At 69.4% G+C, this 26,016-nt stretch carries 28 protein-coding genes and 1 pseudogene; 10 read left to right on the top strand and 19 right to left on the bottom strand.

Features of this window, described 5'->3' with window-relative positions; all coding sequences use genetic code 11:
- The 18 genes and pseudogenes from ACLBXO_RS03635 to ACLBXO_RS03550 form a co-directional block, all read right to left on the bottom strand.
- Positions 1 to 110, bottom strand: a pseudogene (locus tag ACLBXO_RS03635) (ferredoxin--NADP reductase); the annotation flags it as partial.
- 18 nt (positions 111 to 128) lie between these two features.
- Positions 129 to 467: a ferredoxin FdxA gene (gene fdxA / locus ACLBXO_RS03630; RefSeq protein WP_331317292.1), complete on the bottom strand. Its 339-nt coding sequence runs from the start codon at positions 465 to 467 to the stop codon at positions 129 to 131.
- 23 nt (positions 468 to 490) lie between these two features.
- Positions 491 to 1,351, bottom strand: coding sequence for an ABC transporter ATP-binding protein (locus tag ACLBXO_RS03625; protein WP_447684533.1), 861 nt, complete (start codon positions 1,349 to 1,351; stop codon positions 491 to 493).
- Between the two features lie 68 nt (positions 1,352 to 1,419).
- Positions 1,420 to 2,310, bottom strand: a complete 891-nt coding sequence (locus ACLBXO_RS03620) for an ABC transporter permease (RefSeq protein WP_447684532.1) — start codon at positions 2,308 to 2,310, stop codon at positions 1,420 to 1,422.
- A 6-nt stretch (positions 2,311 to 2,316) separates the two neighbouring features.
- Positions 2,317 to 3,741 (bottom strand): ABC transporter substrate-binding protein, encoded by a 1,425-nt coding sequence (locus ACLBXO_RS03615; protein WP_447684531.1) that lies wholly within the window; start codon positions 3,739 to 3,741, stop codon positions 2,317 to 2,319.
- Positions 3,742 to 3,905: 164 nt separating this feature from the next.
- Positions 3,906 to 4,682, bottom strand: a complete 777-nt coding sequence (locus ACLBXO_RS03610; protein ID WP_331317299.1) for a Crp/Fnr family transcriptional regulator — start codon at positions 4,680 to 4,682, stop codon at positions 3,906 to 3,908.
- Positions 4,683 to 4,847: 165 nt separating this feature from the next.
- Positions 4,848 to 5,813, bottom strand: coding sequence for a HEAT repeat domain-containing protein (locus ACLBXO_RS03605; protein ID WP_447684530.1), 966 nt, complete (start codon positions 5,811 to 5,813; stop codon positions 4,848 to 4,850).
- Positions 5,814 to 5,821: 8 nt separating this feature from the next.
- Positions 5,822 to 6,055 carry a 4Fe-4S dicluster domain-containing protein gene (locus tag ACLBXO_RS03600; RefSeq protein WP_020095796.1) on the bottom strand — a complete coding sequence of 78 codons (234 nt, stop codon included), beginning with the start codon at positions 6,053 to 6,055 and terminating at the stop codon, positions 5,822 to 5,824.
- A 26-nt stretch (positions 6,056 to 6,081) separates the two neighbouring features.
- Positions 6,082 to 7,833 (bottom strand): fumarate reductase/succinate dehydrogenase flavoprotein subunit, encoded by a 1,752-nt coding sequence (locus tag ACLBXO_RS03595; RefSeq protein ID WP_447684529.1) that lies wholly within the window; start codon positions 7,831 to 7,833, stop codon positions 6,082 to 6,084.
- Positions 7,834 to 7,896: 63 nt separating this feature from the next.
- On the bottom strand, positions 7,897 to 8,268 hold the full coding sequence (locus ACLBXO_RS03590; protein WP_447684528.1) for a DUF971 domain-containing protein: 372 nt from the start codon (positions 8,266 to 8,268) through the stop codon (positions 7,897 to 7,899).
- A gap of 118 nt (positions 8,269 to 8,386) precedes the next feature.
- Positions 8,387 to 9,523 carry a M48 family metallopeptidase gene (locus tag ACLBXO_RS03585; protein WP_447684527.1) on the bottom strand — a complete coding sequence of 379 codons (1,137 nt, stop codon included), beginning with the start codon at positions 9,521 to 9,523 and terminating at the stop codon, positions 8,387 to 8,389.
- Between the two features lie 3 nt (positions 9,524 to 9,526).
- Entirely contained in the window at positions 9,527 to 10,819 is a 1,293-nt protein-coding gene (locus tag ACLBXO_RS03580; protein WP_447684526.1) for a YjgN family protein, read from the bottom strand.
- 262 nt (positions 10,820 to 11,081) lie between these two features.
- Positions 11,082 to 12,371 (bottom strand): cystathionine gamma-synthase family protein, encoded by a 1,290-nt coding sequence (locus tag ACLBXO_RS03575; RefSeq protein WP_331317310.1) that lies wholly within the window; start codon positions 12,369 to 12,371, stop codon positions 11,082 to 11,084.
- Positions 12,372 to 12,483: 112 nt separating this feature from the next.
- The gene (locus tag ACLBXO_RS03570; RefSeq protein ID WP_331317311.1) at positions 12,484 to 12,804 is read right to left on the bottom strand and encodes a DUF6166 domain-containing protein; all 321 of its coding nucleotides are present in this window, start codon (positions 12,802 to 12,804) and stop codon (positions 12,484 to 12,486) included.
- Positions 12,804 to 13,019, bottom strand: coding sequence for a hypothetical protein (locus tag ACLBXO_RS03565; RefSeq protein ID WP_020095789.1), 216 nt, complete (start codon positions 13,017 to 13,019; stop codon positions 12,804 to 12,806). Before ACLBXO_RS03565 ends, ACLBXO_RS03570 begins: the two co-directional genes overlap by 1 nt.
- Before the next feature lie 28 nt (positions 13,020 to 13,047).
- Positions 13,048 to 13,437, bottom strand: a complete 390-nt coding sequence (locus ACLBXO_RS03560) for a hypothetical protein (protein ID WP_331317312.1) — start codon at positions 13,435 to 13,437, stop codon at positions 13,048 to 13,050.
- 47 nt (positions 13,438 to 13,484) lie between these two features.
- The gene (locus tag ACLBXO_RS03555) at positions 13,485 to 14,276 is read right to left on the bottom strand and encodes a sterol desaturase family protein (RefSeq protein WP_331317314.1); all 792 of its coding nucleotides are present in this window, start codon (positions 14,274 to 14,276) and stop codon (positions 13,485 to 13,487) included.
- Positions 14,277 to 14,408: 132 nt separating this feature from the next.
- Positions 14,409 to 15,833 (bottom strand): MFS transporter, encoded by a 1,425-nt coding sequence (locus ACLBXO_RS03550; RefSeq protein WP_331317315.1) that lies wholly within the window; start codon positions 15,831 to 15,833, stop codon positions 14,409 to 14,411.
- Between the two features lie 163 nt (positions 15,834 to 15,996).
- On the opposite strand from ACLBXO_RS03550, the gene ACLBXO_RS03545 reads away from it, so the two are divergent.
- Both ACLBXO_RS03545 and ACLBXO_RS03540 read left to right on the top strand, forming a co-directional pair.
- Entirely contained in the window at positions 15,997 to 16,749 is a 753-nt protein-coding gene (locus tag ACLBXO_RS03545; RefSeq protein WP_447684525.1) for a GntR family transcriptional regulator, read from the top strand.
- Positions 16,750 to 17,084: 335 nt separating this feature from the next.
- Positions 17,085 to 17,993, top strand: coding sequence for a fructose bisphosphate aldolase (locus ACLBXO_RS03540; protein ID WP_331318613.1), 909 nt, complete (start codon positions 17,085 to 17,087; stop codon positions 17,991 to 17,993).
- A 2-nt stretch (positions 17,994 to 17,995) separates the two neighbouring features.
- On the opposite strand, the gene ACLBXO_RS03535 is transcribed toward ACLBXO_RS03540, so the two are convergent.
- Entirely contained in the window at positions 17,996 to 18,145 is a 150-nt protein-coding gene (locus ACLBXO_RS03535; protein ID WP_331317318.1) for a hypothetical protein, read from the bottom strand.
- Between the two features lie 231 nt (positions 18,146 to 18,376).
- Here ACLBXO_RS03535 and ACLBXO_RS03530 point away from each other — a divergent pair, with 231 nt between their 5' ends.
- The 8 genes from ACLBXO_RS03530 (at position 18,377) to ACLBXO_RS03495 (ending at position 25,894) form a co-directional block, all read left to right on the top strand.
- Positions 18,377 to 19,351: a sensor histidine kinase gene (locus ACLBXO_RS03530; RefSeq protein WP_331317320.1), complete on the top strand. Its 975-nt coding sequence runs from the start codon at positions 18,377 to 18,379 to the stop codon at positions 19,349 to 19,351.
- An 806-nt stretch (positions 19,352 to 20,157) separates the two neighbouring features.
- On the top strand, positions 20,158 to 20,586 hold the full coding sequence (locus ACLBXO_RS03525) for a hypothetical protein (RefSeq protein WP_331317321.1): 429 nt from the start codon (positions 20,158 to 20,160) through the stop codon (positions 20,584 to 20,586).
- 104 nt (positions 20,587 to 20,690) lie between these two features.
- A complete protein-coding gene (locus ACLBXO_RS03520) occupies positions 20,691 to 21,185 on the top strand; it encodes a hypothetical protein (RefSeq protein WP_331317323.1) in 495 nt (164 codons plus the stop codon).
- Between the two features lie 172 nt (positions 21,186 to 21,357).
- Positions 21,358 to 21,801, top strand: a complete 444-nt coding sequence (locus ACLBXO_RS03515; protein ID WP_447684524.1) for a hypothetical protein — start codon at positions 21,358 to 21,360, stop codon at positions 21,799 to 21,801.
- A 429-nt stretch (positions 21,802 to 22,230) separates the two neighbouring features.
- Positions 22,231 to 23,646 (top strand): efflux RND transporter periplasmic adaptor subunit, encoded by a 1,416-nt coding sequence (locus ACLBXO_RS03510; protein ID WP_447684523.1) that lies wholly within the window; start codon positions 22,231 to 22,233, stop codon positions 23,644 to 23,646.
- Between the two features lie 2 nt (positions 23,647 to 23,648).
- Positions 23,649 to 24,353, top strand: coding sequence for an ABC transporter ATP-binding protein (locus tag ACLBXO_RS03505; RefSeq protein WP_331317329.1), 705 nt, complete (start codon positions 23,649 to 23,651; stop codon positions 24,351 to 24,353).
- On the top strand, positions 24,350 to 25,570 hold the full coding sequence (locus ACLBXO_RS03500; RefSeq protein ID WP_331317330.1) for an ABC transporter permease: 1,221 nt from the start codon (positions 24,350 to 24,352) through the stop codon (positions 25,568 to 25,570). The genes ACLBXO_RS03505 and ACLBXO_RS03500 overlap by 4 nt, the downstream gene beginning before the upstream one ends.
- Positions 25,571 to 25,612: 42 nt before the next feature.
- Complete coding sequence (locus ACLBXO_RS03495) at positions 25,613 to 25,894, top strand: LuxR family transcriptional regulator (RefSeq protein ID WP_331317331.1); 282 nt, start codon at positions 25,613 to 25,615, stop codon at positions 25,892 to 25,894.
- The last annotated feature ends 122 nt before the right edge of the window (positions 25,895 to 26,016 follow it).

Genomic DNA, 26,016 nt, shown 5'->3' with positions numbered 1-26,016 from the left:
AACTCGCCGTTGCGGAACCGGAACGCCGGATCCCGCGTCGTGCGGAACGAGAACAGGTTGTCGGTCCAGTGATGGACCGACAGAACGCGCTCCTCGTAGAACTTGCTCATCGACGGATCAGTCCTCGGTCAGGCGGACGCCGGATCGGCAGTTCCGAACAGGTCGAGCAGCTTGCCGTCCCGGCCGTCCCAGGCCGCGGCGTCGTCGGCCGGCTCGGTCTTCTCGGTGATGTTGGGCCAGAGATCGGCGTACTTGGCGTTGAAGGTCTTCCAGCCCGCCATATCCGGTTCGGTGTCGGCCTTGATGGCATCGGCCGGGCATTCCGGCTCGCAGACACCGCAGTCGATGCACTCGTCCGGGTTGATCACCAGCATGGTCTCGCCGACGTAGAAGCAGTCGACCGGGCAGACCTCGACGCAGTCGGTGTACTTGCAGCGGATGCAGTTCTCTGTGACGACGTAGGTCATGTCTTCGCACCTCGGTGCACCGGTCAGAGCAGCGCGGGCAGATCCTGGCCCTCGAGATCGATCGCCAGCCCCTTCATCGCCTCGGCGCTGACCTCGCCGCCCATCGCGCGGATGCTCTCCTCGCGGATCAGCGACATCAGACCCCGGCGCAGCGCCAGGAACTCCGACGACAGGGTCAGGGCCGGCTGTCGCGGGCGGGGGAGGGGCACCACGACCTCGGCCTTGATGCTCCCGGGACGGGCGGTCATCACGTAGACGCGGTCGGAGAGGAAGATCGCCTCGTCGATGTCGTGGGTCACGAACAGGACCGAGATCTTCAAGCGCTGCCACATGTTGGTGAGGATCTGCTGCATGATCAGCCGCGTCTGCGCGTCGAGGGCGCCGAACGGCTCGTCCAGCAGCAGGATGCGCGGTCCGGTGGCGAGCGCGCGCACGATGCCGACGCGCTGCTTCATCCCGCCGGACAAACGGTCCGGATAGTGGTTCTCGAACGCCGTGAGCCCGGCGAGGCCGAGGAGCGTCCGCGCCTGCCGCTCGCGCTCGCTCCGCCGGACGCCCTTCATCTTCAGGCCGAACTCGACGTTCTCGCGCACCGTCTTCCAGGGGAAGAGCGAGTATTGCTGGAATATCATGCCGCGGTCCGCGCTGGGGCCCGCGATCGCCTCGCCGTCGACGGTGACCCGCCCGGACGACGGCTTGAGGAAGCCGGCCAGCGCGTTGAGCAGCGTCGACTTCCCGCAGCCCGAGGGCCCGATGATCGACACGAACTCGCCGGGCTGAACGGTGAGCGAGGCGTTCGAGACGGCCTCGACGGACCCCTCCATCGTCTCGTAGCGCAGGCAGAAGTCGCTGACCTCGATCAGGCCCCGGCTCGGCTCGGCCATGGCAAGCTCCCGAATGGTGACGTGCGTGGAGGACCGTTCCGGCGAGGGCCGCGCCGGGCGGCCGAGGCCTAGCGGGCCGCGGCCCAGGGCATGACGAGGCGGCCGACGAGCCGGATCGCGAAGCTGGAACCGAGGCCGAGCAGCCCGATCGTGATCATGCCGAGGGCGATGTCCGGGTACTGGACCAGCGAGTAGGCTTCCCAGGTGAAGTAGCCGATGCCGAACTGGCCGGAGATCATCTCGGCGGCGATCAGCGAGACCCAGGCCACGCCCATGCCGACCGTCAGCCCGGTGAAGATCTGCGGCAGCGAGGCCGGCAGGTAGACTTCGCGGAACACCGCCGCTTCCCGGGCGCCGAGGCACCGTGCCGCCCGCACCAGGACCGGGTCGACCTGGACCATGCCCTGGAGCGTGTTGATCAGGATCGGGAAGAACGAGCCCAGGAAGGTGATGAAGACGATCGAGCCCTCGTTGGTCGGCCAGAGCATGATCGCCATCGGCACCCAGGCGATCGCCGGGATCGGCCGCAGCACCTCGCAGATCGGGAAGGCGATCTCCCGCAGGAGGCGGTACCGCCCCATGAGAAGCCCGAGCGGCACGGCGACGCCGCCGGCGAGGAGGAATCCGAAGAGGATCCGGCGGCAGGAGATGAGCACGTGGTCGCCGAAGTTCGGGCTGCGCAGGGCGATCGCCGCACGGCCCAGGACGTCCATCGGCGTCGGGATATTCAGGAACCGCACGTAGAGGGTGACGCGGTTCGCAGTCAGATACTGCCAGAGCGCGACGAACACGATCAGGGAGGCGAGCCCGATCAGCGCGGCCCGGAACGCGCCGCGGTGCAGCCGCAGCCAGCGGCGCACGCGGCTCGTCGCGGGAGAGGCCGACGGGGCCGGCGGCGGCAGGGGCGCCGCTCGGGGCGGGCGCGACTCGGCGGCGGGCCGGAGGGCGACAGCGTCCATGCGGTTCTAGCCTCCGGTCACAGCGGCCTTGAGGGCCTCGTCGTAGGGCATCACCGTGCCGCCGCCCCGCGCCGCGGCCTCTGCGTCCTGCTTCAGCAGGAACGGCGCGATGCCGCCCTTGCCGTCGACGACGTAGAAGGCCTCCCGGGCGAACAGCTTGACGCCGCGGACCGAGTCGAAGACGTAGGCGACGTCGACGGCCTGTCCCTTGGACTTCATCTCGTTGAGCGCGCCGAGCGTGCAGGCCGCGCTCGCGTAGGGCTGGATCGCCCCGCCCTTCACCCAGATCTCGCCGGCCTTGCGCGGCTCGGTGATCGGCCTCTTGCAGTACGTGTCCTCGCCGCGCACCTCGTAATTGGCGGTGCTCGCGCGCTGCTGCGCGTAGTCCAGGCCGCGCTCGGCGAAGACCTTGCGCAGCGGCCCCTCGTCGACCCACGGACCGACGTCGAAGGCCTTGATCCGGTCGAGCCGCTGCAGGACCTTGACGTCCTCGCGGGCGGCTTCGACCAGCTGGGGCTTGATCGTGGGATCGAGGGTCATGATCCCGCCGGGCCCGAGAAAGATGTAGACTACCTCCTTGTCGGTGCCGGTCCAGGCCGCGATCTGCTCGGCGGCGCGTTTCGGGTCGGCCTTGACCCAGGCGTCGGCGTCGAGAACGGCCTTCAGGTACGCCTCGACGATCTCGGGGTAGCGGTCCGCGAAGTCGGAGCGCACGACGACGCCGTGCCAGGTCGGGAGGTTGGTCTCGACGCCATCGAACACTTTGCGCGCGAAGCCGCGGAACGGCAGCAACTCGGCGAAGGGGACGAAATCGGCGTGGGCGTCGATCTTCTGCTCTTGGAGATTGGTCGATCCGACCTCGGGGCTCTGGCTGACGAGGCGGAAATAGGTGGCCGGGTAGCCCTTGTCCTGCAGCGCCTTCAGGACCATGCCGTGGGCCGCCGAGCCGAACGGCACGCTGACGACCTTGCCTTTCAGGTCCTCGAAGGAGAAGTATTCGGAGGCCTTGTTGACCACGATCCCGTTGCCGGATCCGTCGAGATTGTAGGCGGCGACAGCGATCAGCCGCGATCGGCTCTCCGGATTGTTCTGAAAGGTGGCGCCGTTGACGACGAGCGGGTAATCGCCCATCGCGCCGAACTGCAGCTTCCCGGCCATCATGCCGTTCGTGACCGGCGGCCCGGACGTGAAGTTCTGCCAGTCGAGCTGGATCGTCGTGCCGGCGTACTTGCCGGTCTTGGGCAGATACTTCTCCAGCAGCTTGAGCTGGCGGATCACCACGCCGACCGTCGCGGTGTTGGTCGTCGTGTCCTGCGTGCCGATGCCGACGGTGAGGGTCTCGGCGCGAGCCGGCTTCGCGATCCCGGCGCCCGCCAGTGCGAGGAGCGCGAGAGCGGAGACCGATCTGAGCCCGGGAAATCGTCCAGTCATCGCCCGCTCCAACATTTCGGCCCGATGTCGCGAAGACATCGACGGCATGATCGGGCGCTGCGGCGCGTCCGATCAAATGCCGAGGACGCCTGCGGGTCGATTAGTTGCGCAAAAACGTCGAGCGGCTGCGGATGTGCTGCGGTTTTGTGCGGGACGCTCGCGTTTTAGGCGCATTCCTCGCCGCCGCGCATCGCCGCGAGGATGTCGGGACGCAGCACGACGATCTGCGTGCGCCGCGTCACGAGGACGCCCTGCTCCGAGAGCCGCTTCAGGCTGATCGTCACCCATTGCCTTGTGGCGCCGACCATGTGGGCGAGGTCGGCGTGCGTGAAGGTCGCGGCGATCACCGTCCCGTCCTCCTCCGCGACACCGTAGAGGTCGCACAGGTGCAGGAGCAGGTGGGCGAGGCGCTCGGTGATCGAGCGGGTCCCGAGCATCTGCGCCAGGGTCGAGTAGCAGCGGCCCTTGAAGGTCAGGCCGTCGATGACGCCGATCGCGAGCGCCGGGATCTGGGTCACGAGCTGTCGGAGCGCCTTGGCGGGCAGGTGCAGCACGCTGGAATTGCTCGCCGCCATGCCCGACCATTTGTGAAGGCCGGCGCCGAACACGTCGGGACCGCCGACGAAGTTGCCGGGATACCAGTAGGCCAGCGTGATCTCGCGACCGGACGGCGCGGCGTAGAAGACCCGGATACGGCCGCTCTCGACGATCCAGATCCCGTCGTTGGGCGTCTCCTGCGTGAACAGGGTCGCGCCGCGGTAGAGCACGCGGCGCCGGCCCTTCTCCAGCACGAGGGCGACCTCGCGCTCCGTCAGCCCGTCGAGCAGGGGGCGCTGGCCGGTTCCGGCGCTGGGCGCGGCCTCGGACAGCAGGAGGGCGCTCGCCTGGCTCTGGACCCCCGCCGGGGCCTGAGACGGGCGAATCGGCGCCGTGGTCTGCATTGCCGCCTCCGACATCCTACCGATCGCGGCGCAGCAAACCCTGTACCAGCTCTAAACTGGCCGCCGGCACCGGCAGCGTCTGGATATCCCGGAGCCGAGCGGACGTGAAGCGGCGCCGCACCCGGAGGATGCGGCGCCGCGACGAGGCCGTGACGGCCGGATCGATCAGGGGCGGCCCTGACAGCGGCCGATCGCCCAGTGGATGAGCTTGCGCACGTCGGGATCGGGATCGTCGGACGCCGCCTCCAGGGCCGACAGGCCCCGCGGGTCGGCGATCTCGCCGAGGGCCGCGGCCGCCTCCTTGCGCAAATTGCTGATGTCGGAGGTCAGCGCCCGGCCCAGGATCTCGACGGCCGCCGGCGCCCGGATCCGGCCCAGGGCATTGGCCGCCTTGGTGCGGACCTGCCAGACGGGATCGTCCATCACGGCGATCAGGGGCGACGTCGCCTCGGGCAGCCGGATCTTGGCGCAGGAGACGGCCGCCTCCTCGCGCACCTGCCAGTTCTCGTCGGACAGGCCGGCGAGCAGCGTGGCGATGCCCGGGCCGCCGGCGCGCAGGAAGACCAGCGCCGCCATCGTGGCGCGCCGGACCGACGGGTCGGGATCGCCGGCGGTGGCGATCAGCGCCGGCAGCGCCTCCTCGGCCTTGAGATAGCCGATGACGCCGAGCCCCTCGCGGCGCACCTCCGGGGCCGGGCTCTGGAGCGCCTTCAGCGCGGCCGACAGGGCGTCCGGCAGGACGAGCTCGCGCAGGGCCCGCAGGGCGGAGGCCTGCACGAAGGGGTCGGCATGTGCGGCGCGCTCGATCAGGAGCGGCCCGCAGGCCGGCTCCTTCTTCTCGGCCAGGGTGTCGGCGGCGGTGCGGCGCACGGCCTCGTCGGCGTCCTCCAGGGACCGCACGAGGCCCTCGACGACGTCCGCGCCGTCGTGCTCGTCCAGAGCCTTGGCCGCCGCGGCGCGGACGGCCGCGTCGGGATCGCCGAGTCCCTTTAGGAGCAGGACCTTCGCCGCTGGGCCGACGGATTCCGCGAGCTCCATCATGGCGACGCGCCGGACGCCGGCGTCGGCACTCGCGCACCGCTCGGCGACGTCGTCGAGATCGTCGTCGAAGGAATCGAACACGGGGCTCATGGTCGGCCTCAGCGCAGCAGGTAGGGAATATTGACCTTGACCGCGTTCGTCGGGCAGTCGACCTCGCAGGGCATGCAGTACCAGCACTCGTCGTACTTCATGTACGCCTTCTGCCGGGTCTCATCGATCGCGAGGATGTCGAGCGGGCAGACGTCGACGCAGACGCGGCAGCCCTTCTCGGCGATGCACTTGGCGTCGTCGATGACGACCGCGGCGCTGCTGGCCTGATTGATGATCGGCATGGATCGATCTCCGGTGCGGGGCGGGTTTACTCGGCGGCGGCCGGGGTCTTGATGCGGAGCTGGTGGTAGGCGCCCATCTCCTCGGCGGCGACCGGCACGATGAACGGGTCGACGGCGCGCTTCGCGTGGGCCATCCGGCCCCGGCCGTCCTTGAACAGCACCGTGTGGCAGGCCCACTCGGCGTCGTTCGTCTCCGGGTAATCGACGCGCAGGTGGTAAAATCCCCAGCGGCTCTCGGTCCGGTAGAGCGAGGCGGCCGCCGCCATGTCGGCGCAGTCGAGGATCGTCTGCATCTCGAGCGCCCGGTGCAGCTCGTGCGGGTCGCGGGCGCAGAGGAGGTCGAGGTCCTCGCGGATCTCGGCGAAGCGGCGCTGGCCGAGCTCCATCTTCGCCGTCACCTTCGGCGGCTCGAGATAGTCGTTCACCAAGCGGCGGGTCTTGAACTCCATCTCGTGCGGGGTCAGCCCGTCGACGCGCCGGGTCGGCGCCAGGACCCGTTCGCGCTCGGCGGCGATGTCCGCCGGGTCATGGTCGGCGAGGGCGTTGGCCGTGCAGTAGGCGGCGGCGTCGGCCCCGGCGATGCCGCCGTTCACGAAAGCGCCCAGCATGTAGTTGTGCGGCACGCTCGCCATGTCGCCGACCGCGTACAGGCCGGGGACGGTCGTGCGCGCGAACTCGTCGACGAAGACGCCCGAGGCCGAGTGGCCCGAGCAGAAGCCGATCTCGGAGATGTGCATCTCCACGGGACGCCGGCGGTAATTGGTGCCGCGCCGCTCGTGGAAGCGACCGCGGGAGGGGCGCTCGTTCGAGTGCAGGATCGTCTCGATCTCGGAGATCGTCTCCTCGCGCAGATGGTCCATCTTGAGGAAGACCGGGCCGTTGCCGCCCTGCAGCTCGCGCCAGAACTCCAGCATCATCTGTCCGGACCAGTAATCGCATTCGATGAAGCGCTCGCCGCGATTGTTGGCCGTGTACCCGCCGAACGGGCCGGTGACGTAGGCGCAGGACGGGCCGTTATAGTCCTTGATCAGCGGGTTGATCTGGTAGCACTCGAGGTTCGCGAGCTGCGCGCCCGCGTGGTAGGCCATCGCGTAGCCGTCGCCGCAGTTCGCCGCGTTCTCGTAGGTCCCGAACAGGTAGCCGGAGGCCGGCAACCCGAGACGGCCGGCGGCCCCGCAGGCGAGGATCACCGCCTTGGCCTTCACCACCAGGAACTCGGAGGTGCGGGTGTTGACGCCGATCGCTCCGGCGATGCGCCCGTCCGCGCCCTTCAGCAGGCGCGTCGCCATGTACCGGTTCGTCACGCCGACCTGGAGGCGGCGGAGCTGCCGGTACAGGACCTTCTTGACGTTGTGCCCTTCCGGCATCGGCAGCACGTAGGTCCCCATGTGGTGGACCTTGCGCATGTTGTACTCGCCGGAGCCGTCCTTCTCGAACTTGACCCCGAGCCTGTCGAGGTACTGGATCATCGGGAACGACCCCTGCGCGTAGGCCATCACCGCCTTCTGATTGACGATGCCGTCGTTCGCGACGGTGATCTCCTTCACGTACTGCTCGGGGGTCGCGTAGCCCGGCACGACGGCGTTGTTCAGGCCGTCCATGCCCATGCTGATCGCGCCCGAGCGCTTGACGTTGGCCTTCTCCATCAGGACGACGCGGAGCTTCGGATCGGCCTCCTTGGCCTTGATCGCGGCCATCGGGCCGCCGGTGCCGCCGCCGATCACCAGGATGTCGGCCTCGATGATCTCGGTCTTCGTCGCGGAGTCGAACGCGTTCATGGCAAGATCTCGCGTCAGTCAGGGGCGGGGCGTGTGGGATCCCCGGAGGATCGGATCCCGCGGTCAGGCGGCCTGCGCCGCGCCGGGCGGGCCGTCGACGGCCTCGGCCACGAGGGTTCGCAGGTAGGTCCAGGGGTAGATTCCGCGGGCATGGCCGTCGGAGAACGCGATGTGCACGGCGTAGCCGCCCATCGGTTCGACCCGCGCGACCGCGATGCCGGAAGCGGCCTCGGGAAAGCGCCGCTCGAGGCGGTCGCGGGTGCACCACGCGCAGCGGCAGCGCAGCCGCAGGCGCTCCGCCGACAGGGTCGCGGACGGACCGTCGCGCCATTGCAGCCGGAGGCCGGTCCCGCCGCGCGCGAGCGTGACCGCCTCCGGGATCGCCTCGGGGTCGAACGGAGGCGGGCTGGGTATCCCGATCGCGTCCTGTGCCATCCGCTCCTCCGCTGTGCCTGCGCCACAGAAGCCGAGGGGAGGGGGATCCGACAGCAATTAGTTGCTCAGAATCTCAGTCGGCCGGCCGACCGGCGAGAATGCCCCGCCGGGGCCGAGCCTACGGATCTGCAGCGGTCGCCTTCGGCCCGCAGATGCCCCTGAGCGCGGTCCAGGCGGCCTCGGACAGGATCTGTCGATCGGCGGCCGCAGGGCCCGCCTGGGCGCGGATCGCGGCGGCGCGCTCGCGCGTGACGGGGTGGCTGCGCAGCAGGTCCAGCGCATCGCTTGTCCCGTCGCGCTTGTCCTTCGCGATGCGCTCCAGGATGTCGGCGAGCGCCGCGCCGTTGCCGCCCGCGCGGGTCATCAGGTCGACCGCGTAGGCGTCCGCCGCCCGCTCGGCATCGCGGCTGTAGCCGGCCGAGAGCACCGCGTCGCCCAGCGCGATGATGATGGTCGACCCGGTCAGGTCCCCGAGGACGAGGCTCAGGAGGAACGAGGTGCCCGAGGCCCGGATGAGGGAGCGGGTCGGATCGCGTCGGCGGACGTGTCCGAGCTCGTGCGCCAGGACCGCCGCGGCCTCGTCGGCCGACTGCGCCCGCGCGATGAGGCTCGAGAGCACGATCACGCGGGCGCCCGGCAGGGCAAAGGCGTTGGCTGTCCCGTGCCGGCGCACGCTCACGGCCAGGCCCGGAGGCAGTGCGCCCTCCGCCCGCCCGGCCGCGACGAGGCGGGCCACGAGCGTGTCGAGGGCCGCGCGCCCGGCCGGTTCCGCGCAGGCCGGCGGGTCGCCGAGGAAGCGCAGGACCTGCGGTTCCGCCACCGCCCCGAGCCGCGACTCGGCCGCGTCCGGCACCAGCGGAGCCAGCAGCCCGGCGATCTGCGGGACGCCGAAGACCGCCACGAGCAGGACCGACAGACCGGCCGCGAGAGACCAGAGCACGAGCCGCACCGTTCCGCCCGAGCGCTCCCGACGGTGGAGATCCGGGCAGAGCGCGGCGAGCGCGGCGGCGAGCGCCGCGTCCGAGAACTCGACGCGGCCCGGCTCCCCGACCGGACCGATCCGCATCAGCGGCGGCACCGCGACGGCGGCGCGGATGTCGAGCAGGTTCCAGTCCCGGTCGACGCCGGGCCCGGAGACGCGGAGGCGGTCGTCGAGGCGCAGCGTGACGGGATGTGCCCGCGCGCTGACGCCGTCGAAGTAGCGGCCCGCGACCTCGATCGGCGTCGCGTCGATCGCCTGGGAAGCGCGGGTCAAGCGTCAGAAGCCGATCTGGAGCGCGCCTCCGACGTCGAGCGCGTCGGCGAGGCCCTCCTGCAGACCGCTGCCGGCGCCGCGGGACGAGGCGAGCACGGCATCCAGCGCGTCGGGATCCGTCACTCTCGTGCTCGTCGCGACCGCTGCCCACAGGCGGGCTTGGACCACCCGCACGTAGAGCACCGCGAAGAGCGGCGCGCCGACGAGGTAGACGAGGACGACGAGCCAGTGGAGCATGCCGAGATCGCCCGCCGCCTGGGCGGCGAAGATCAGCAAGGCCGCGACGACGCCCAGCACCGCCAGGAAGGCCAGGAGCGACACCATGTAGACGATGTACGGCCAGTAGAACTGCCGCGCCTTCAGGCTCGAGGCGAGGCGGGCGTGACCGAGGCTGGCGGCGCCCATGAATGCCCGCGTCTCCCGGGCGCGGTAGTACGGGAGCAGCAGCAGCGCCGCGGGCACGCAGATCGCGGCCGCGAAGCCCATCGCCTGGAGGAGGATGCCGATCTTCGAGGCCGCGTAGGCGGGGTTGAGGATCGTCTGGCCGGCCTTGCCGCCGGGCTTCGGCACCAGGAGATCCGTGGGCAGCGAGAAGTCGACCGCAATCAGGAGGGCGACACCGAGCCCGATCAGCGGCCCCAGCCCGACCGCGTACAGCAAGAGCCAGGGACCGAGCACGCTGCGTCCCCGCGCCGTCGAGTGCATCCGGCTGGTGCCGACCAGGGTGTGGTCGATGCGGTAGCGCTCCAGGCTCGCCCGCATGAACGGGAAGGCCAGGCCGAAGGTGACGAGCGTGAGCAGCCACCAACCGCCCGCGCGGGCCGCGTAGGCGAGGCCCGATCCGTCCTGCCCGAGGCGGATGCCGCGCCAGAGCGTCCGCATCGCCCTGTAGCGGCGCCCGCGATAGATCGCGAATTGCCCGAGGAGGAACAGGAACACGAAGGAGATCACCACCGAGAACGGGGCCAGGGCGGGCGCCACGAGGGAGACCGCGAACAGAGCGACGTAGATCGGCACGAGGATCGCGAGCGCGACGAGGAAGCCGAGAAACAGTTCCTTGCCGGTGCCGGTATACTCGGCGGGCGAGCCGTCGAGCGCGGTGCGCACCCAGAAGAAGCGGCGCAGATTGGTGACATACCAGAATCTGTAAATACCGAAGGTCACGATCGAGAGCAGGAAGCCCTTCAGCGCCAGCCCTGTGAGACCTTTGACCCGCGGGTCGAAGGTCACGGCGGCCACGCGCGTGCCCGGAGCGCCGCTCCGCGTATCGAGCCGGGTCCCGGTTCCGGAATTCATAGGTCCGTCGATTGTCCCGTCGCGTTTCGCGACGAGACACTAGGAAGCAAGGCCTGCGCTGGCCAGTTCCGCGCGGCCGCAATTCTGTCCCGTCCCCGCAATGTGGTGCGGCGACCGTCCGAACTGCGGGGCGTCGTTAACGAGCGGTCTCCAGCTTCGGTCGCCGATAGCGTCGCTGTATGGACCAGATCGGCCGGGTGTCTTGGCGCTGGCAGCGCGATTGGACGACGGACCTGCGCGTCCGTCAAGGGGGCGGCGCCGCTCAGCTCAGGACGGCGAGAGCCGCCGTGAGGTCGGCGACCAGATCGTCCGGGTGCTCGATCCCGATCGACACCCGGATCGTCGCGTCCGTGATGCCGAGGCGGTCGCGCACCGCCTTCGGCACGCCCGAATGGGTCGTGGAGGCCGGGTGGCTCGCGAGCGACTCCGTTCCGCCCAGGCTCACGGCGAGCTTGAACAGCTGGAGGCCGTTGAGAACCCGGAACGCCTCGGCCTCGCCGCCGACGATGTCGAACGAGAACGTCGAGCCCGGCGCCGCGCACTGCCGGGCGTAGACCTGCGCCTGCCGCGATCCGGGCTCGAGATGCGCGAGATGGTGGAGGCGCGCCACCTTCGGGTGCGCCGCCAGCATCCGGCCGACGATCTCGCCGTTGCGGTTGGCCGCGCTCATCCGCAGGGATAGGGTCTCGAGGGAGCGCCCGAGCATCCAGCAGGAATGCGGGTCGAGACCGGTCCCGATCGCCGAGCGCAGCAGCCGCACCGGCTTCATCCGCGCTGCCGAGCCGAGGGCGGCGCCGGCGATCAGGTCCGAGTGGCCGCCGACATACTTCGTCAGGGAATAGACCGAGATGTCGGCGCCGTCGCGGAGCGGGTGCTGGAAGAGGGGGCCGAGCAGGGTGTTGTCGCAGACCACCACCGGCGCGCCGCCGCCCTGCCGGGCACCGATCTCCTCGGCCACCGCCCGGACGAGCCCGAGGTCGACGAGGGTGTTGAGCGGGTTCGAGGGTGTCTCGACCATGACGACGCTGACGCGTCCCGCCGCGGCCGCCCGGTCGGCCGCGGCGCGCACGCTCGCCGGGTCGGTACCGTCCGAGAACCCGAACGGCGCGATGCCGAATCCGGCCAGGGTCCTGGCGATCAGCGTCTCGGTGCCGCCGTAGAGGGGTTGCGAGTGCAGGATCGCGTCGCCGGGCCGCGCGAAGGCGAGGATCGTGGTGGCGATCGCCGACATCCCGGAGGAGAAGACCAGGGCGGCCTCGGCCTCCTCGAAGACGGCCAGCCGATCCTCGACGATCTCGCTGTTGGGGTGATTGAAGCGCGAGTACACGAGCCCCGCCGCCTCGCCGACCGGCGGCTCGCGCCGCCCGGAGACGTAGTCGAAGAAGGCCTTGCCGTGCTCGGCCGAGGTGAAGACGAAGGTCGACGTCAGGAAGACCGGCGGCTTCACCGCGCCCTCGGACAGGGCCGGGTCGTAGCCGTAGCCGAGCATCAGCGTCTCGGGATGCAGCGGGCGGTTGCCGAGCAGCTTCTTGTGGTAGCGGTCGTCGGACATGCTGGCCTCGCTCCGACAGGATCCCGGGCGGGGGAGCATGGCACAGCCGGGCCCGCTTCGAAACGCGGCGGAGGCTCGACGGGCGCCGGCGGAGGGAGCCCCGCCGCGGGTCTCAGCCCGACCGCGCCGCGCCACCCGAATCGAGGCGCTCCAGGACGCGGGCGATGTCGGCCGTCGTCATCTCCCACGCGTTCTGGAAGTTGGCCACGACGCCGCGCATGAATCGCGGCTGCAGGCGCTCCGCTTCCGCCGCATCGCCGAGATGGTCGAACAGGATCGCGTAGGCGAGCTGCGACGGCTCGGGACCTTCGTAGCTCCACTCGAAGCCCTTCCGGGAGTAGCACTTGGCCTCGACCCGATCCGGCAGCGGCGCCCCGTTCACCGTGACGACGATCCCGTCGATCGTCCGGTCCCCGGCATAGACCTTGTCCATCACCGCGCCTCCCGGATCCGGTGGCGCGGGGTGCGCCCGTCGGAGCGGTTGCGCATCACCTCGGGGAAGATCCAGAGGCTGACCACCATGAACGGGCCGAGGAAGGCCACGGCCCAGCGCGGCCCGGTCTGGCCGAGATGGCCCATGTAGAACCAGCCGGCGAGCGCCGCGAGCGCGACGGCGACGGACAGGCCGAACTTGATCGGAAACGGCATCGGATCCCTCCCGGATCGCGCGTGCGGGTCAGAGGACGAAGACGGCGCCGACCTGCTGCAGCAGGCCGAGGGCGCCGCAGAGGGCGGCGAGCACGATCGCCAAGCCCGCGACGCCGTCGCGCCAGCGCTGGGGCCAGAGGTTGAACAGGCCGGGCGCGAACAGCACGGCGAAGCCGCCCACGATCACGAGGCTCGACCAGCGGAGCTCGGCGACCCCGTAGGCGAGCATCCCGCCGGTTAGCGCCGCGAGCAGGAGCACGTCGGCCGCGATCAGCGCGCGGCCGAGGGGACGCGCCCTCAGGTCGGGGCGGGTCTCCAGCGGGAACATCCCGGCCAGCACGTAGAAGCCGGTGCAGGCGATCCCGGCGAAGAGGGCGAACCACGCCAGCGCGGCGACGTTCGGTTCGATCATGTCCATGGCGAGGCTCCGGTTTCGGCGAACTGCTCTGCGGGCTGCTCTGCGGACTACTCGGCGGGCTGCATCGCGCGGGGCTCGGGGGCGCCGGGCGTGCGCGCGGTCTTGCGCATGTCGGTCTTCACGTGGCGCGTGTCGTAGCCGTTGAAGAGCGTTCCGAGGAGACCGCGGTTCAGGTCCGAGGTGCCGAACAGCCAGTCCATGATCGGGAACGTCAGGTTCATGTTCCGCTCCATCATGATCGACTGGTCGTGGTGGGCCGTGTGGTGCCGCCGGTTCGTGTTGATGAACGGCATGTTGCGGACGAACCAGTTCTCCTCGACATGGCAGCAGAAGTGCATGAACTCGTAGATCATGTAGATACTGGTCGTCGTAGTGATGAACAGCCACCCGACATTGGGCGTGAAGATGTTGCCGAGCACGATGGCGCCGGGGATCGACATCAGCGTGAACGTCGCCAGCGCGTAGGGCGGGAAGAATGTCACCCGGTAGTCCCGGTGGTCGGCGAAGCGCATCTCGTGGTCGGTGAAGAACTGGTGATGCTGCAGCGTGTGCCGATTGTAGACGGCCCGCCCGATCGGATTGCTCTGCGGCCGATGCATCACGTAGCGGTGGAGCCACCACTCGAAGAAATTGCAGAACAGGAACACGACCGGGACCGTCGCGAGTTCGATCCAGCTCGGCGCGTGGATGTTCGAGACGTAGATGTACAGGGCCGTGAGGCCGATCGTGTAGATGATCGCGATGTGCAGGAAGCCGTTGTACCAGCCGGCCACGCGCTGGCGATAATTGGCGCGGTAGTTCCGCTGCCGTTCGCTCATGCGGGTGTTGGCGAGTTCCATGGTGCGTCTCCTTGCTGGGAAGGGGATGACGATGCGCCCCAACCGGGATCTGCCCGTTTAGAGATACCGTTGATATATCAGTCGTCAACCTGACCGGGCGACGGCGCCGCCGCCCGGTCGGGGCCGGTCCGGTCAGTGCGAGATGGTCTCGAGGGACTTGCCCTTGGTCTCGATGCCCAGGAAGCCGACGCTCGCGGCGGCGATGACGAACGAGCCGGCGCCCAGGGCGAAGACGCCGCCGTGGCCGAGAACCGGCAGGATGAGGCCTATGGCGAAGGGCCCGATGAGCGAGCCGACGCGGCCGATGGCCGAGGCGCAGCCGGCCCCGGTGGCGCGGGCCCGCGTCGGGTAGAGTTCGGGCGTGTAGGCGTAGAGCACCGACCACATGCCGAACAGGAAGAACTGCATCATCAGTCCGTAGGCGATGAGCCAGCCGAACGACGGCGAGTGCCCGTAGAGGTAGGCCGCGACGGCGCTCCCCAGGAGCATCAGGACCGCCGTGGGCTTGCGGCCCCAGCGCTCGACGAGGATCGCCGAGGCGATGAAGCCCGGCACGCCCGCGAGCGAGATCAGGATCGTGTAGGTGACCGACTTGGCGACGCTGTAGCCCGCCTCCTGCAGGAGCGCGCCGAGCCAAGTGGTGAGGCCGTAGAAGCCCAGCAGGGCGAAGAACCACGTCAGCCAGATCATCACCGTGCGGCTGGCGTAGCCGGGGCTCCAGAGTTCCAGGAACGAGAAGCGCCGCTCGCCCCGGGCCGGCTCCGGCAGAACGTGCGGCTCGGGCAGCGGACGCCCGTCGAGCCGCAGGGCGACCTTGCGCTCGATCTGCGCCATCACCCGGTCGGCCTCCGCGTGGCGGCCGCGATCCGCGAGCCAGCGGGGCGATTCCGGCACGAGGAAGCGGATCGCGAACAGGAACAGCGCCGGCACGGCCTGCGCGAGGAACACCGCGCGCCAGTCGAAGTGGCTGAGCAGCACGTAGCTGAGGCAGCCGGCCGCGATGAAGCCGAGCGGCCAGAACCCTTCCATGACGGCGAGATAGCGGCCGCGCTTGGCCGTCGGAAGGAACTCCGAGACGATGGCGAGCGCCACCGGAAATTCCATGCCCATGCCGAAGCCGAGCAGCAGGCGGGCATAGCCCAGCATCGTCGCGTCCGGGGCGTAAGCGCACCAGAGGCTGCCGAGCCCCCAGAACACCATGCTGATCTGGAAGACGACCTTCCGCCCGAACCGGTCGGCGAGCATCCCCGAGAGGGCCGCGCCCGCGAACATGCCGATGAAGCTCATGCTCGACAGGAGCCCCGCCTGGGCGGTCGTCAGACCGAACTCGGTCTTGATCGAGCCCAGGAGGAAGGTGAGCGAGCCGAGATCGATCGAATCGAAGAACCACGCCGTGGCGATGATGAGGAAGATGTTGCGCTGGAAGGCGGTCATCGGAAGCCGCTCGAGCCGCGCCGCGATCAGCGCGCCGGACCCGCCCGCCGCGCGGGCGGTGGCGTCCGCGGCCACCCGGTCCGGCAGCATGTCGCCGGCGGAAATCGCAACAGGCCCTGCCATGGCTCAACCTCCCTCATGTTCGTATGCGGCGAGTCGTCATGCAGGATATTACTAAGATGCGCAAGATATATCAGACGTATGCACTTGCACGGCGCGGCGGGTCGCCCCATGCACGCTGACGGTTGCGGTATGTGCGGGCCCGGCCGGGGCGGGAGGGTCGTCCATGAATTTCGTGACCGGGAAGACGAGTTCCGTCCGCGCTGCCGAGCGGGGTGGGAAGCGGGCTCGCAGGGCCGTGAAGGCGGCGTCCGACGGGCCGGGCGGCACCGACGATCTGCCCGACCTGACGCTGACCGACCGGGCCTACCAGCAGCTGGAAGAGATGATCACGACGCTGGTGCTCCCGCCCGGCCTCGTGCTCGGCGAGCAGAACCTGGTTCAGCGGCTGGGGATCGGGCGCACCCCGATCCGGGAAGCGCTGCAGCGGCTCGCCCGCGACGGGCTCGTCGTGGTCATGCCGCGGCGCGGGATCCTCGTCTCGGACATCAACGTGCGGACGCAGCTGCGTCTCCTGGAGACGCGGCGCGTCCTGGAGCGCCTGATCGCCCGCCTCGCCGCCGAGCGGTCCACCCGGGAGGAGCGCGAGGTCTTCGCGGGGCTCGCGCAGGACATGCGCGACGCGGCCGCGGCGTCCGACGATCTGGCGTTCATGCGGCTCGATCGTCAGTTCAACGAGCTGATCGCGACGGCCTCGCGCAACGAGTTCGCGGTGCGCTCCCTGGAGAGCATGGCGGGCCTGTCGCGCCGGTTCTGGTACCAGCACTACAAGCAGGCGGCCGACCTGCCGCTGACCGCCAACCTCCACGCGGACGTGTGCGAGGCGGTCGCGCGGTGGGACATCGATGCGGCCGGCGCCGCGTCGGACAAGCTCGTCGACTACATCGAGAGTTTCGCCCGCAAGACCCTGGATCTCTGAGCCGGACTCGCGGGGCGGTGCTTCTCGGCAGGTGAGGCGCGAGATCGCTCGATCTTCGTCGGAGGCGCGGTTCGAATCGGAGCGCGAGAATACGGTCGTCGCGGAGTCGGTAATGGACGCGAGCACGAGACGGGACGGTGACGGCGGGGGACGCCCCGTCTCTCGGCCGCGACGTGTCCGCAACCGTTCGCCCGCGCGAGCGGTGACGCGCGGACCGTCGTCACCGGCCGGGCGCCGCGGTCCGGCTGCTGACCTTGACGAGCTCGGTGAAGACTTGTGATCAAGTCGGTCGCGCGGGGACCGGCAGTGGCGCGTGCGATCGTGGAGTGACGGCCATGTTACGCGATAAGATGGCGGATCGGGTCGCGGCCGACGGCTTCATCGCCGCGCTCGATCAGAGCGGCGGGTCGACCCCCGGCGCACTGCGCCTCTACGGCATCCCCGACGACACCTATGCCGGCGACGCCGAGATGTTCGCGCTCATCCACGCGATGCGCGTGCGCATCATGACCTCGGCCGCCTTCACGGGTGCGAAGGTGCTGGGTGCGATCCTCTTCGAGGGCACGATGGACGGCAGCGCCGCCGGTAAGCCCGTCCCGGCCTTCCTCTGGGAGGAACGCGGGATCGTGCCGTTCCTCAAGGTCGACAAGGGGCTCGCTCCGGAAGACGATGGCGTGAGCCTGATGAAGCCGATGCCGGATCTCGACGCGCTTCTCGACCGCGCCGTCCGGCTCGGGGTCTACGGCACGAAGATGCGCTCGGTCATCAACATGCCGTCCGAGCGCGGCATCGCCGCCGTCGCGGAGCAGCAGTTCGCGATCGCGGACCGGATCGCGTCGCACGGGCTCGTGCCGATCATCGAGCCGGAAGTCTCCATCAAGAGCCCCGACAAGCCCGGCGCCGAGGCGCTCCTTCTCGCGGCGCTGGCACAGCGGCTCGACGCTCTTCCCGAAGGCCGGCAGGTGATGCTGAAGCTCACCCTCCCGGACGTGACGGACCTCTACGCGCCGTTGACCCGTCATCCGCGGGTGGCCCGTGTGGTCGCGCTGTCGGGGGGCTACGCGCGGAAGGAAGCTTGCGCCAAGCTCGCCTGCAACCACGGCGTGATCGCGAGTTTCTCGCGCGCGCTCACGGAGGGGCTGACGGCCGGCATGAGCGGCGATGCATTCGATGCGGCGCTCGCCGAGGCGATCGACGAGATCTACACGGCATCGGTGGACAAGCATCAGCGTAGCGAAGACTGACGTCATCCGGTCGACGGCGCTGAGGATTGCGCCACGAGGCCCAGGGCATCGTCGCCCTCCGTGACGATCGTCCCGCCCTGGGTCACCGTGACGGTGCCGCCGTCACCGCCCCGGCCACCGGGCCGCGCCGCCGGCATCGGGCTGGATGTCACCGTTGCCGCCGATGCTCTGGACGAGGCCGCCGAGGGCAAAGTCGCCGGAGGTCCGGACGGTCCCGGTCACGTCGACGCGCGCGCGTGTCGCCCCACACGCTCACGCCGACAGAACGGCGCCGAAGCTATGCCGGAGCCAGCACGTCCTCTGGGGGTTATACCCGGGCATCGTACCGGACATGTCGTCCCGATCCGCATGCACCTGAAGCGCGCAGGCACGGGGGTTTCGAAGTGACAAGCGACGGTTGGACGCTGGCGAATTTCACCGGCGCGATCCACCGGGGCGGCGTCGGTCTCTGGGCGTGGTCGCCGGCCCGGCGGGTGGCTCGCCTCGACAGCCTGTGCTGCGCGTTCTGGGGCGTCTCGGAGACCGTCGTCGACATCGACGCGCTGTTCGCGCGCGTCAACGCCGACGACCGCACCGGAATGGTTGAGAAATGGGCGGCCAGCGAGCGGGACCCGCATCCTTACTCGTTCGACTTCCGCATCGGCGAGGAGGCGGACGCGCGCTGGATCTCGGCGCGCGGCGTCGGTGGGGATGCCGGCCGGGTCGGAGACTGGATCCAGGCCATCTTCCTCGACATCACCGACCAGAAGCGGGCCGAGGAGGCCGAGCGGCTTCTGGCCGCCGAACTCGCCCACCGGGTGTCGAACATGTTCTCGGTGGCGCGGGCGCTGACGTCCATCGTCGCCCGGGACGCCAAGTCGGCGCCGCTGTTCGCCGAGGACCTGTCGCGGCGATTCGGCGTGCTGCACGAGGCGACCGTCCTGGCGACACGCGCGCAGAACGGCGAGGACGGCACCGTTCCGATGGCCGTCCTCGCCGAGCGCATCTTGGCGCCGTACCGGACCGGCGCCAACATCGAGATCGACATCGATGATGCGGTGGTCGCCCCCTCGGGCAAGCTGAACGACTACGCGATGATCTTCCACGAGCTCGCCACCAATTCGGCCAAGTACGGGGCCTTGTCGGGCGGCGGGACGCTGAGAGTTCAGGGACAGCTGGCCGGCGACGACGTGCGCGTGACGTGGCGGGAGGGGCCGGCGCCGCCGGACGTGCCCAAGGCCGACGGGACCGGCTTCGGATCGCGGCTGCTCAAGCAGACGATCGAGCGCAGCCTGGGCGGTCGCTTCGAGCGCACCATCGACGGAAGCGGTCTCCGCTTCGAGATGGCCGTCCCGCATTCCCGGATCGCGAGCCCCTGACGGCTGGCCTTCGCGTGCGGGTTCGCCAGCTTGCCGCCCGCGCCCGAAGAAGGACGGCCGACCCGATGGCGTGGGTCGCCTCATCCCGAGCCTGTCGATGGACGCGCTGGTCGAGGCCACGGACCGTCCGGTGACCCTCACGATCACCGCGGGCCGGGCGCATGGCGGGGGCGCGGCGGTCGATATGCCGGGCGGGTCGGGTGCTGGCCGGATCCTTCCGGAGGACCGAGCCCGTGCCGGCACGCGCTGCGCACCCTGGGGCGGAGCGGAACGCCCGGGCCAACCTGGGTCCGATGCCCGACCGCGAGCGGGTGCCGGCGTTCAGCCCGTTCCCGTGCGGTATCAGCCTTCCGGAGAACGCTGCCAGGCAGTGAAAAGCCTGACTTTCTGACTGCACTTCCGTCAACGCGATGTAAATGGATATCTGTTTTCAAAAATACTGATAGATATCTGGACGATAGATCGCTGGAACTGGAAAATTATGCGAGAAGGATCTTGTATGTGCGGATATCGAATAGATTAAATTTTATGATGCGGATCTAATCTGACCTCGTGCAGTAACGACAGGCCACAGCGGCGCAAATTATTAGATTGAATATTGCAACGCAACGGATCTAAAAATCCTAGATGCGGAAAAATGTGGCCGTTTACGTCGAAAGAGGTAGCCCGAATAGGCTAGGCCGAATTCCTATCTAGTCGTATTCTGCTCGCATCAGCACCCTGATCGCGTTGCTCAACCTGAGCGACAGACAGCATCGCCCGGCCCGCCAGAAGGGTTTGGGTAAGCATCAATCAGGAGGAACGCGATGAGGACAACGCTGCTCTCGGCTGTCGCCGTCCTTGCCCTCGCTGGCGCGCCCTCGATGGCGCTGGCCGGCGGCAACGGAAACGGCAACGGCAACGGCAACATCGGTTCGGGCAACGGCAACGGCAACGGTAATGCCAACGCCGGCTCCTTGAACGGCAATGGCAACGGCAACTTCAACATCGGTTTCCTGAACGGCAACGCCAACGGCAATGGCAACGCGGGTTCCGGCAACGGCAATCTGAACGGCAACGGCAACATCTTCGGCGTCGGCAACGGCAACGGGAACGGCAACATCAACACCGGGAACGCCAACGGCAATCTCAACGGGAACCGGAACCTGTTCGGGGTCGCCAACGGCAACCTCAACGGCGTGAACAACTTCGGCAGCTTCAACGGCAACCTCAACGGCAACCGCAACACGCCCTAACGCGAGGCCGTCAGAACGACTGCGACGGCCGCCAAGTGGGCGGCCGTCGACACCGTGCTGAACGCCGACCTCACGCGAGGCCCTCGGAACCAGGGAGCATTGCGGTGAAAATACTCGTCCGAACCTTCTTTCTCTGGCCCCTTCTTCTGGCCCCCCTGCAGGCACAGGCTCAGATCTTCGCCATCGGCAACGGCGTGGGCAACGGGAACGGAAATATCGGGTCCCTGAACGGGAACAGCAACGGCAATTGGAACTCGGGCTCAGGCAACGGCAACGGCAACGGCAACGGGACCGGAATGCCCGTCGTCAACGGCAATATGGGTGCGTTCAACAGCGGCTCGAACAACATCGGAGCCTTCAACGGCGGATCGGGCAATGTCGGCGCCTTCAACGGCATGGGCAATACGGGAGCCGGCAACGGCTCGCACAATGTCGGTGCCTATAACGGGAACAACAACGCCGGTGCGGGGAACGGGAACTGGAATGTCGGTGCCGGCAACGGGAACTATAACGGCGGCAGCGGGAACGGGAACGGGAACATCGGCGCCGGGAACGGCAACCTCAATGGCAATGCGAGCCTGAACCTCTTCCGGAGGTGACGCCGATCGCGCTCGGGCCGAGCCGTCGAAGGGCCCGAACAGGCGCGAAGGTGTTCGAGGGCTGCCGGGAGTCCGGTGAGAGCACGACACACAGCGAAGACCGCATCACGGCCCGCGTCGGGACCGTTCGGCCGCGCCTCGCCACGGTGCCAGCATCGAAGGAGTTCGCAGCATGAGCGACGTGTTCCGACGTGTCACCCGCGGTGTCGCCATCGCCGTCTTACCGCTGCTTCCCGCCTCCGGCTCGGCCCAGGTGCTCCTGATCCCGCCGGCATCGGCCGTTCCGGGTCAGGGGTGGATCGCGGCGCCCCCCTGGCCCTCTCGCGACCTGCCACCGCGCGGCCAGCACGTGCCGCCGTGGAGCTTGCTCCAGCCTCTCGCCAGTTCGGGCACGCCGCGGCTCGCTCGGCCGCCCGCCGCGCCCGACGACCTCGCCATTCTCAACAACGGCATCCCTGCCTCATCGCGCCTGAACCTGATGAGCGGCGCGGGCAACGGGAACGGCAACGGGAACGTCGGGTCCAATAACGGCAACGGCAACCGGACGAACGGCAACGGCAATTTCGGCGTGGGCGACGGTGTCGGGAACGGGGGCGCCCCACTGTCTCAGGACTGATCGAGCCGTGAGCGCCGGCGACCCACCGGGATGGCGAGGCAGGTCGATGGCGTGCCGCGCTCTCGATGAAGGCTTAGCCGGACACGTCGGCGGCGGGAGGCGCCTGATCGCGGCCAGCTGCCGCGTGACAGCCGCCAGCTCCGGCAGGCACCGAAATCGCTCGCCGCACGGGCGACACTCTCCGGTTCATCGCGATGTCCGAATGCCCCGGGCCGAATCCGTGAACGTCGAATGTCTCTCTCGCTCGGTGGGTTCGGTCGTGCTTCGACGATCATCGTCAGGTCAGAGTTCGTCGGTCCAGGTTCTACTGAGAATCTGTGGCCGCAGAGAGCGTCGAGAGCGAGAGTAGGCCGCGCGCGAGCCCGGTTCGGCCGCCCGGAGACGGGGATTTTCCGATCATCCGAGGCGTAACAGAGGGAGGGACGAATCGTGGCGCGATGGTTGCCCAACAACCTGATGACGCTCGGCTTCGCGGCGGTCGCGGCCTTCGGGCTGCTCGCCTGCATCAATCCCGAGGTCGGGGGCTTGGGGTCGGTGCCGCTTGGGTCGCCGGCGGTCGCGGCCGACCCGAAGGATGCCAAGGCTGCCGCACCGGTTCCCGAGGGCCGCTTCCTCACGGCGCCGGTGCAGCGCGGTGCTCTGGAGCAGCTCATCACCGCCACCGGCACCGTGCAGCCGGTCGACACGGTCGAGGTCGGCTCGCAGCTCGCGGGACAGATCGCCAAACTGTACGTCGACTTCAACGACCGGGTCCGGCTCGGCGAGCCGCTGGCCGCGCTCGATCCACGCAGCTTCCTCGCCAAGGTTGAGGAGAACCGCGCCGCCCTCGCCATGGCGGTCGCCAGCGTGACGGTGCAGCAGGCCCGGCTCGACCGCGCCCGGGTCGACCTCGACAATGCCCGCGGCAACAAGGCGGTGCTTCAGGCCAAGCTCGAGAGCGCCCAGGCCGTGCAGCTGGCGGCCGAGCGCAACCTGGAGCGCAAGGTCGCGCTGCGCTCCCGCGAGGTCGCCTCGGCCGCTGTCCTGGAAGAGGCGCAGACCGACCTCGCTGCCCGCAAGGCCCAGACACGCGAGGCCAGCACCCTGCTCGACCTCAACGGTTTCGCCGTGGAAGCCGCCGTCGCGGAAGTCAGGCGGCTCGAGGCCGAACTGACGCAAGCCCGCGCCGCGGTGCCCCAGCGGCAGGCGAGCCTGCGCGGCGCCGAGATCGATCTCGACCGCACGGTGATCCGCGCGCCCACCGACGGCGTCGTGGTCGGCCGCTTCGTCAACCAGGGGCAGACGCTGGCAGCGGGCCTGGAGGTGCGGACGGCCTTCAACATCGCCAAGAACCTCGCCGAGATGGAGGTCCATGCCCGCGTCGACGAGACCGATATTGGCCGGGTCGCGGCCGGTCAGCGGGCGACCTTCGGGGTGGACGCCTATCCGGGCCGCCGGTTCGAGGCGGTCGTGCGGCAGGTGCGCAAGGCGCCGCTGGTGACGCAGAACGTGGTCACCTACACGGTGGTCCTGAAGACCGACAACCGCGACGGTCTGCTCCTGCCGGGCATGACTGCCCTGGTGAAGCTGACGATCCACAAGGACGCGGACGTGCTGAAGGTGCCTCTCGCGGCCCTGCGCTTCCGCCCCGAAGGGGTTCCGCCCCGCGATCAGGGCGAGCCCGCCGTCTGGGTGCAGGCGCCCGACGGCCGGCTGGAGCCGGTGCGTGTCGAGGTCGGCGCCACCAGCGCCGATCTCGTCGCCCTGCGCGCGCCCGGCCGCCTCGCAGAGGGCAGTGAGGTCGTGGTCGGGCAGGCAGAGGCGCCGGCCGGACGGCGCCTATTCGGCGTCCGGCTGGGGTTCTGACGATGACGCTCCTCGCCCTGGACGCCGTGCACCGAACCTTCCAGATCGGCACTCTGTCGGTGCCGGTGATCCGCGACATCTCGCTCGGCGTCGATGCGGGCGAGTGCGTGGCCATCATGGGCCCGTCCGGATCGGGCAAGAGCACGCTGATGAACATGGTCGGGCTGCTCGACCGTCCGACCTCCGGGGCGATCCGCCTCGACGGAGCGGACACGGCACGACTGTCCGACGACGCCCGCGCCCGGATGCGGCGGGATTGGATCGGCTTCGTGTTTCAGTCCTACAACCTGCTGCCGCGCAGCACGGCGGTGGAGAACGTCGAGCTGCCCCTCATCTATGCTGGGGTCGCGCCGCGACTGCGCAGGCTGCGCGCCCGCGCTGCCCTGGAATCGGTGGGCATGTCGGCTCGGGAGCGGCATCTCCCCGCGCAGCTCTCCGGGGGGGAGCAACAGCGGGTGGCCATCGCGCGCGCGCTGGTGGGCGCTCCGGCGGTCCTGCTCGCCGACGAGCCGACCGGCGCCCTCGACAGCCGCACCGGCGCCGAGATCCTCGACCTGTTCCGCGAGCTCAACCGGAGCGGACAGACCGTGATCATGATCACCCATGATGCGGCGGTCGCGGCCCGGTGCGCGCGCACGATCCACCTCCGCGACGGCCGGATCCACGACGACGTGCGGGGCGTCGGCCCGCGGGCGGTGGCGGCATGAGCCTGTCTCAGACGCTCCTCGTCGCGCTGCGGTCGCTGCGCCTGAACCCGATGCGCAGCGTTCTCACGATGCTGGGCATCGTCATCGGGGTCGCCTCGGTGGTGACGGTGCTGGCGATCGGCAGCGGCGCGCAGGGCCGGGTGGCCGATCAGATCCGGGCGGTCGGCGCCAACGTCCTGATGATCAATCCCGGGACCGCGCAGAAGGACGGTGTCCGGCTCAAGGCGGGCACGCGGCTGACGCTGACCGAGGGCGACGTCGAGGCGATCCTCGCGCAGGTGCCGGAAGTCCGCGCCGCGGCCGGGTCGCTGTCGGGCAGCGCGCAGATCGTGCGCGAGAACAAGAACTGGAACACCGTCGTCAACGGCACGACGAACGGCCATTTCGTCGTGCGCGACTGGCTTCTGGGGCGCGGGCGCAGCTTCAACGGCACCGAGCAGACCACCGCCGCGAAAGTCGCGATCCTCGGCAGCGTGGTGGCAAAAGAGCTGTTCGGGCGCGACAACCCGATCGGCGCCGAGGTGCGCATCATGAGCGTGCCGTTCGAGGTGGTGGGCGTGCTCGACGCCAAGGGACCCGATCAAGACGACGTGGTCTTCGTGCCGCTCGAGACCGCCAAGCTGCGCTTTCTCGGCAGCGCGAGCGGCGTCAACCGCGATGCCGTCGCCTACATCGTCGCCAAGGCGGTCTCCGACGAGGCCATGGCCCGGGCGCGTGCCGGGATCGAGGCGCTCCTGCGCCAGCGTCACCGCATGGCCGCGGGCCAGGAGGACGATTTCCGGGTCTCCGACCCGGCCGCCGCCATGGATGCCCAGCGCGGCGCCACGCGGACAATCGCGCTGCTGCTGACCTCGGTGGCGGGCGTGTCGCTGCTGGTCGGCGGCATCAGCATCATGAACATCATGACGGTGACGGTCACGGAGCGGACCCGGGAGATCGGGATCCGGCGCGCGGTCGGCGCACGCGGGGTCGACATCCGCCTGCAGTTCCTGGCCGAGGCACTGGTGCTCTGCCTCCTGGGGGGCCTCGTCGGCGTGGTCCTCGGCACCGGGATCTCGCTGACCGTCGCGCGCACGGCGGGCTGGGCAACGGTCATCGACGCACAGGCTGTCCTGCTGTCGGTCGGGTTCTCGGCGCTCGTCGGACTCTTCTTCGGGTACTACCCGGCCCACCGGGCCTCCCGGCTCGATCCTGTCGACGCCCTCAAGATGGAATGATCCCGAGACGTCGGGCCTGTCCCGGCCCGGAAGGAGGCCAAGATGGTCCAGATCTGCGTGCGACGCGCGCTTCTCGACACCCACATCACCCTGACCGCGAGGGAGCAGGAGATCGCTCAATACATCGCCGCGGGCGCGCAGAATGACGGGATCGCCTACGGGATGGGGATTTCAGCCAATACCGTGAAGACGCATATCGGTAACATCCTGCGCAAGTTCGGGCTCCACAACCGGACCCAGATCGCGATGCTGCTCACGTCCCGTCCGGTGACCCCGATGCCAGCGCCGCACCCGCGAGCCCTGGCGGCCCGCGCCGCGGGTTAGCGGGCTGCGCCGACCGCCGGACGGTCTCCGCCTTGACACGGGGGCGGCGCCTCGGAGGCGAGCGGAGAGCCATGGGAGGACCCTCTGGCCCGGTCTCCGGGCCTGGAGCCGAAATCGCGGCA

The organism is Methylobacterium sp. C33D (genome assembly GCF_053345825.1).
Note: the sequence above shows the minus strand (reverse complement) of the source record. Positions and strands in the feature narration are given on the sequence as shown.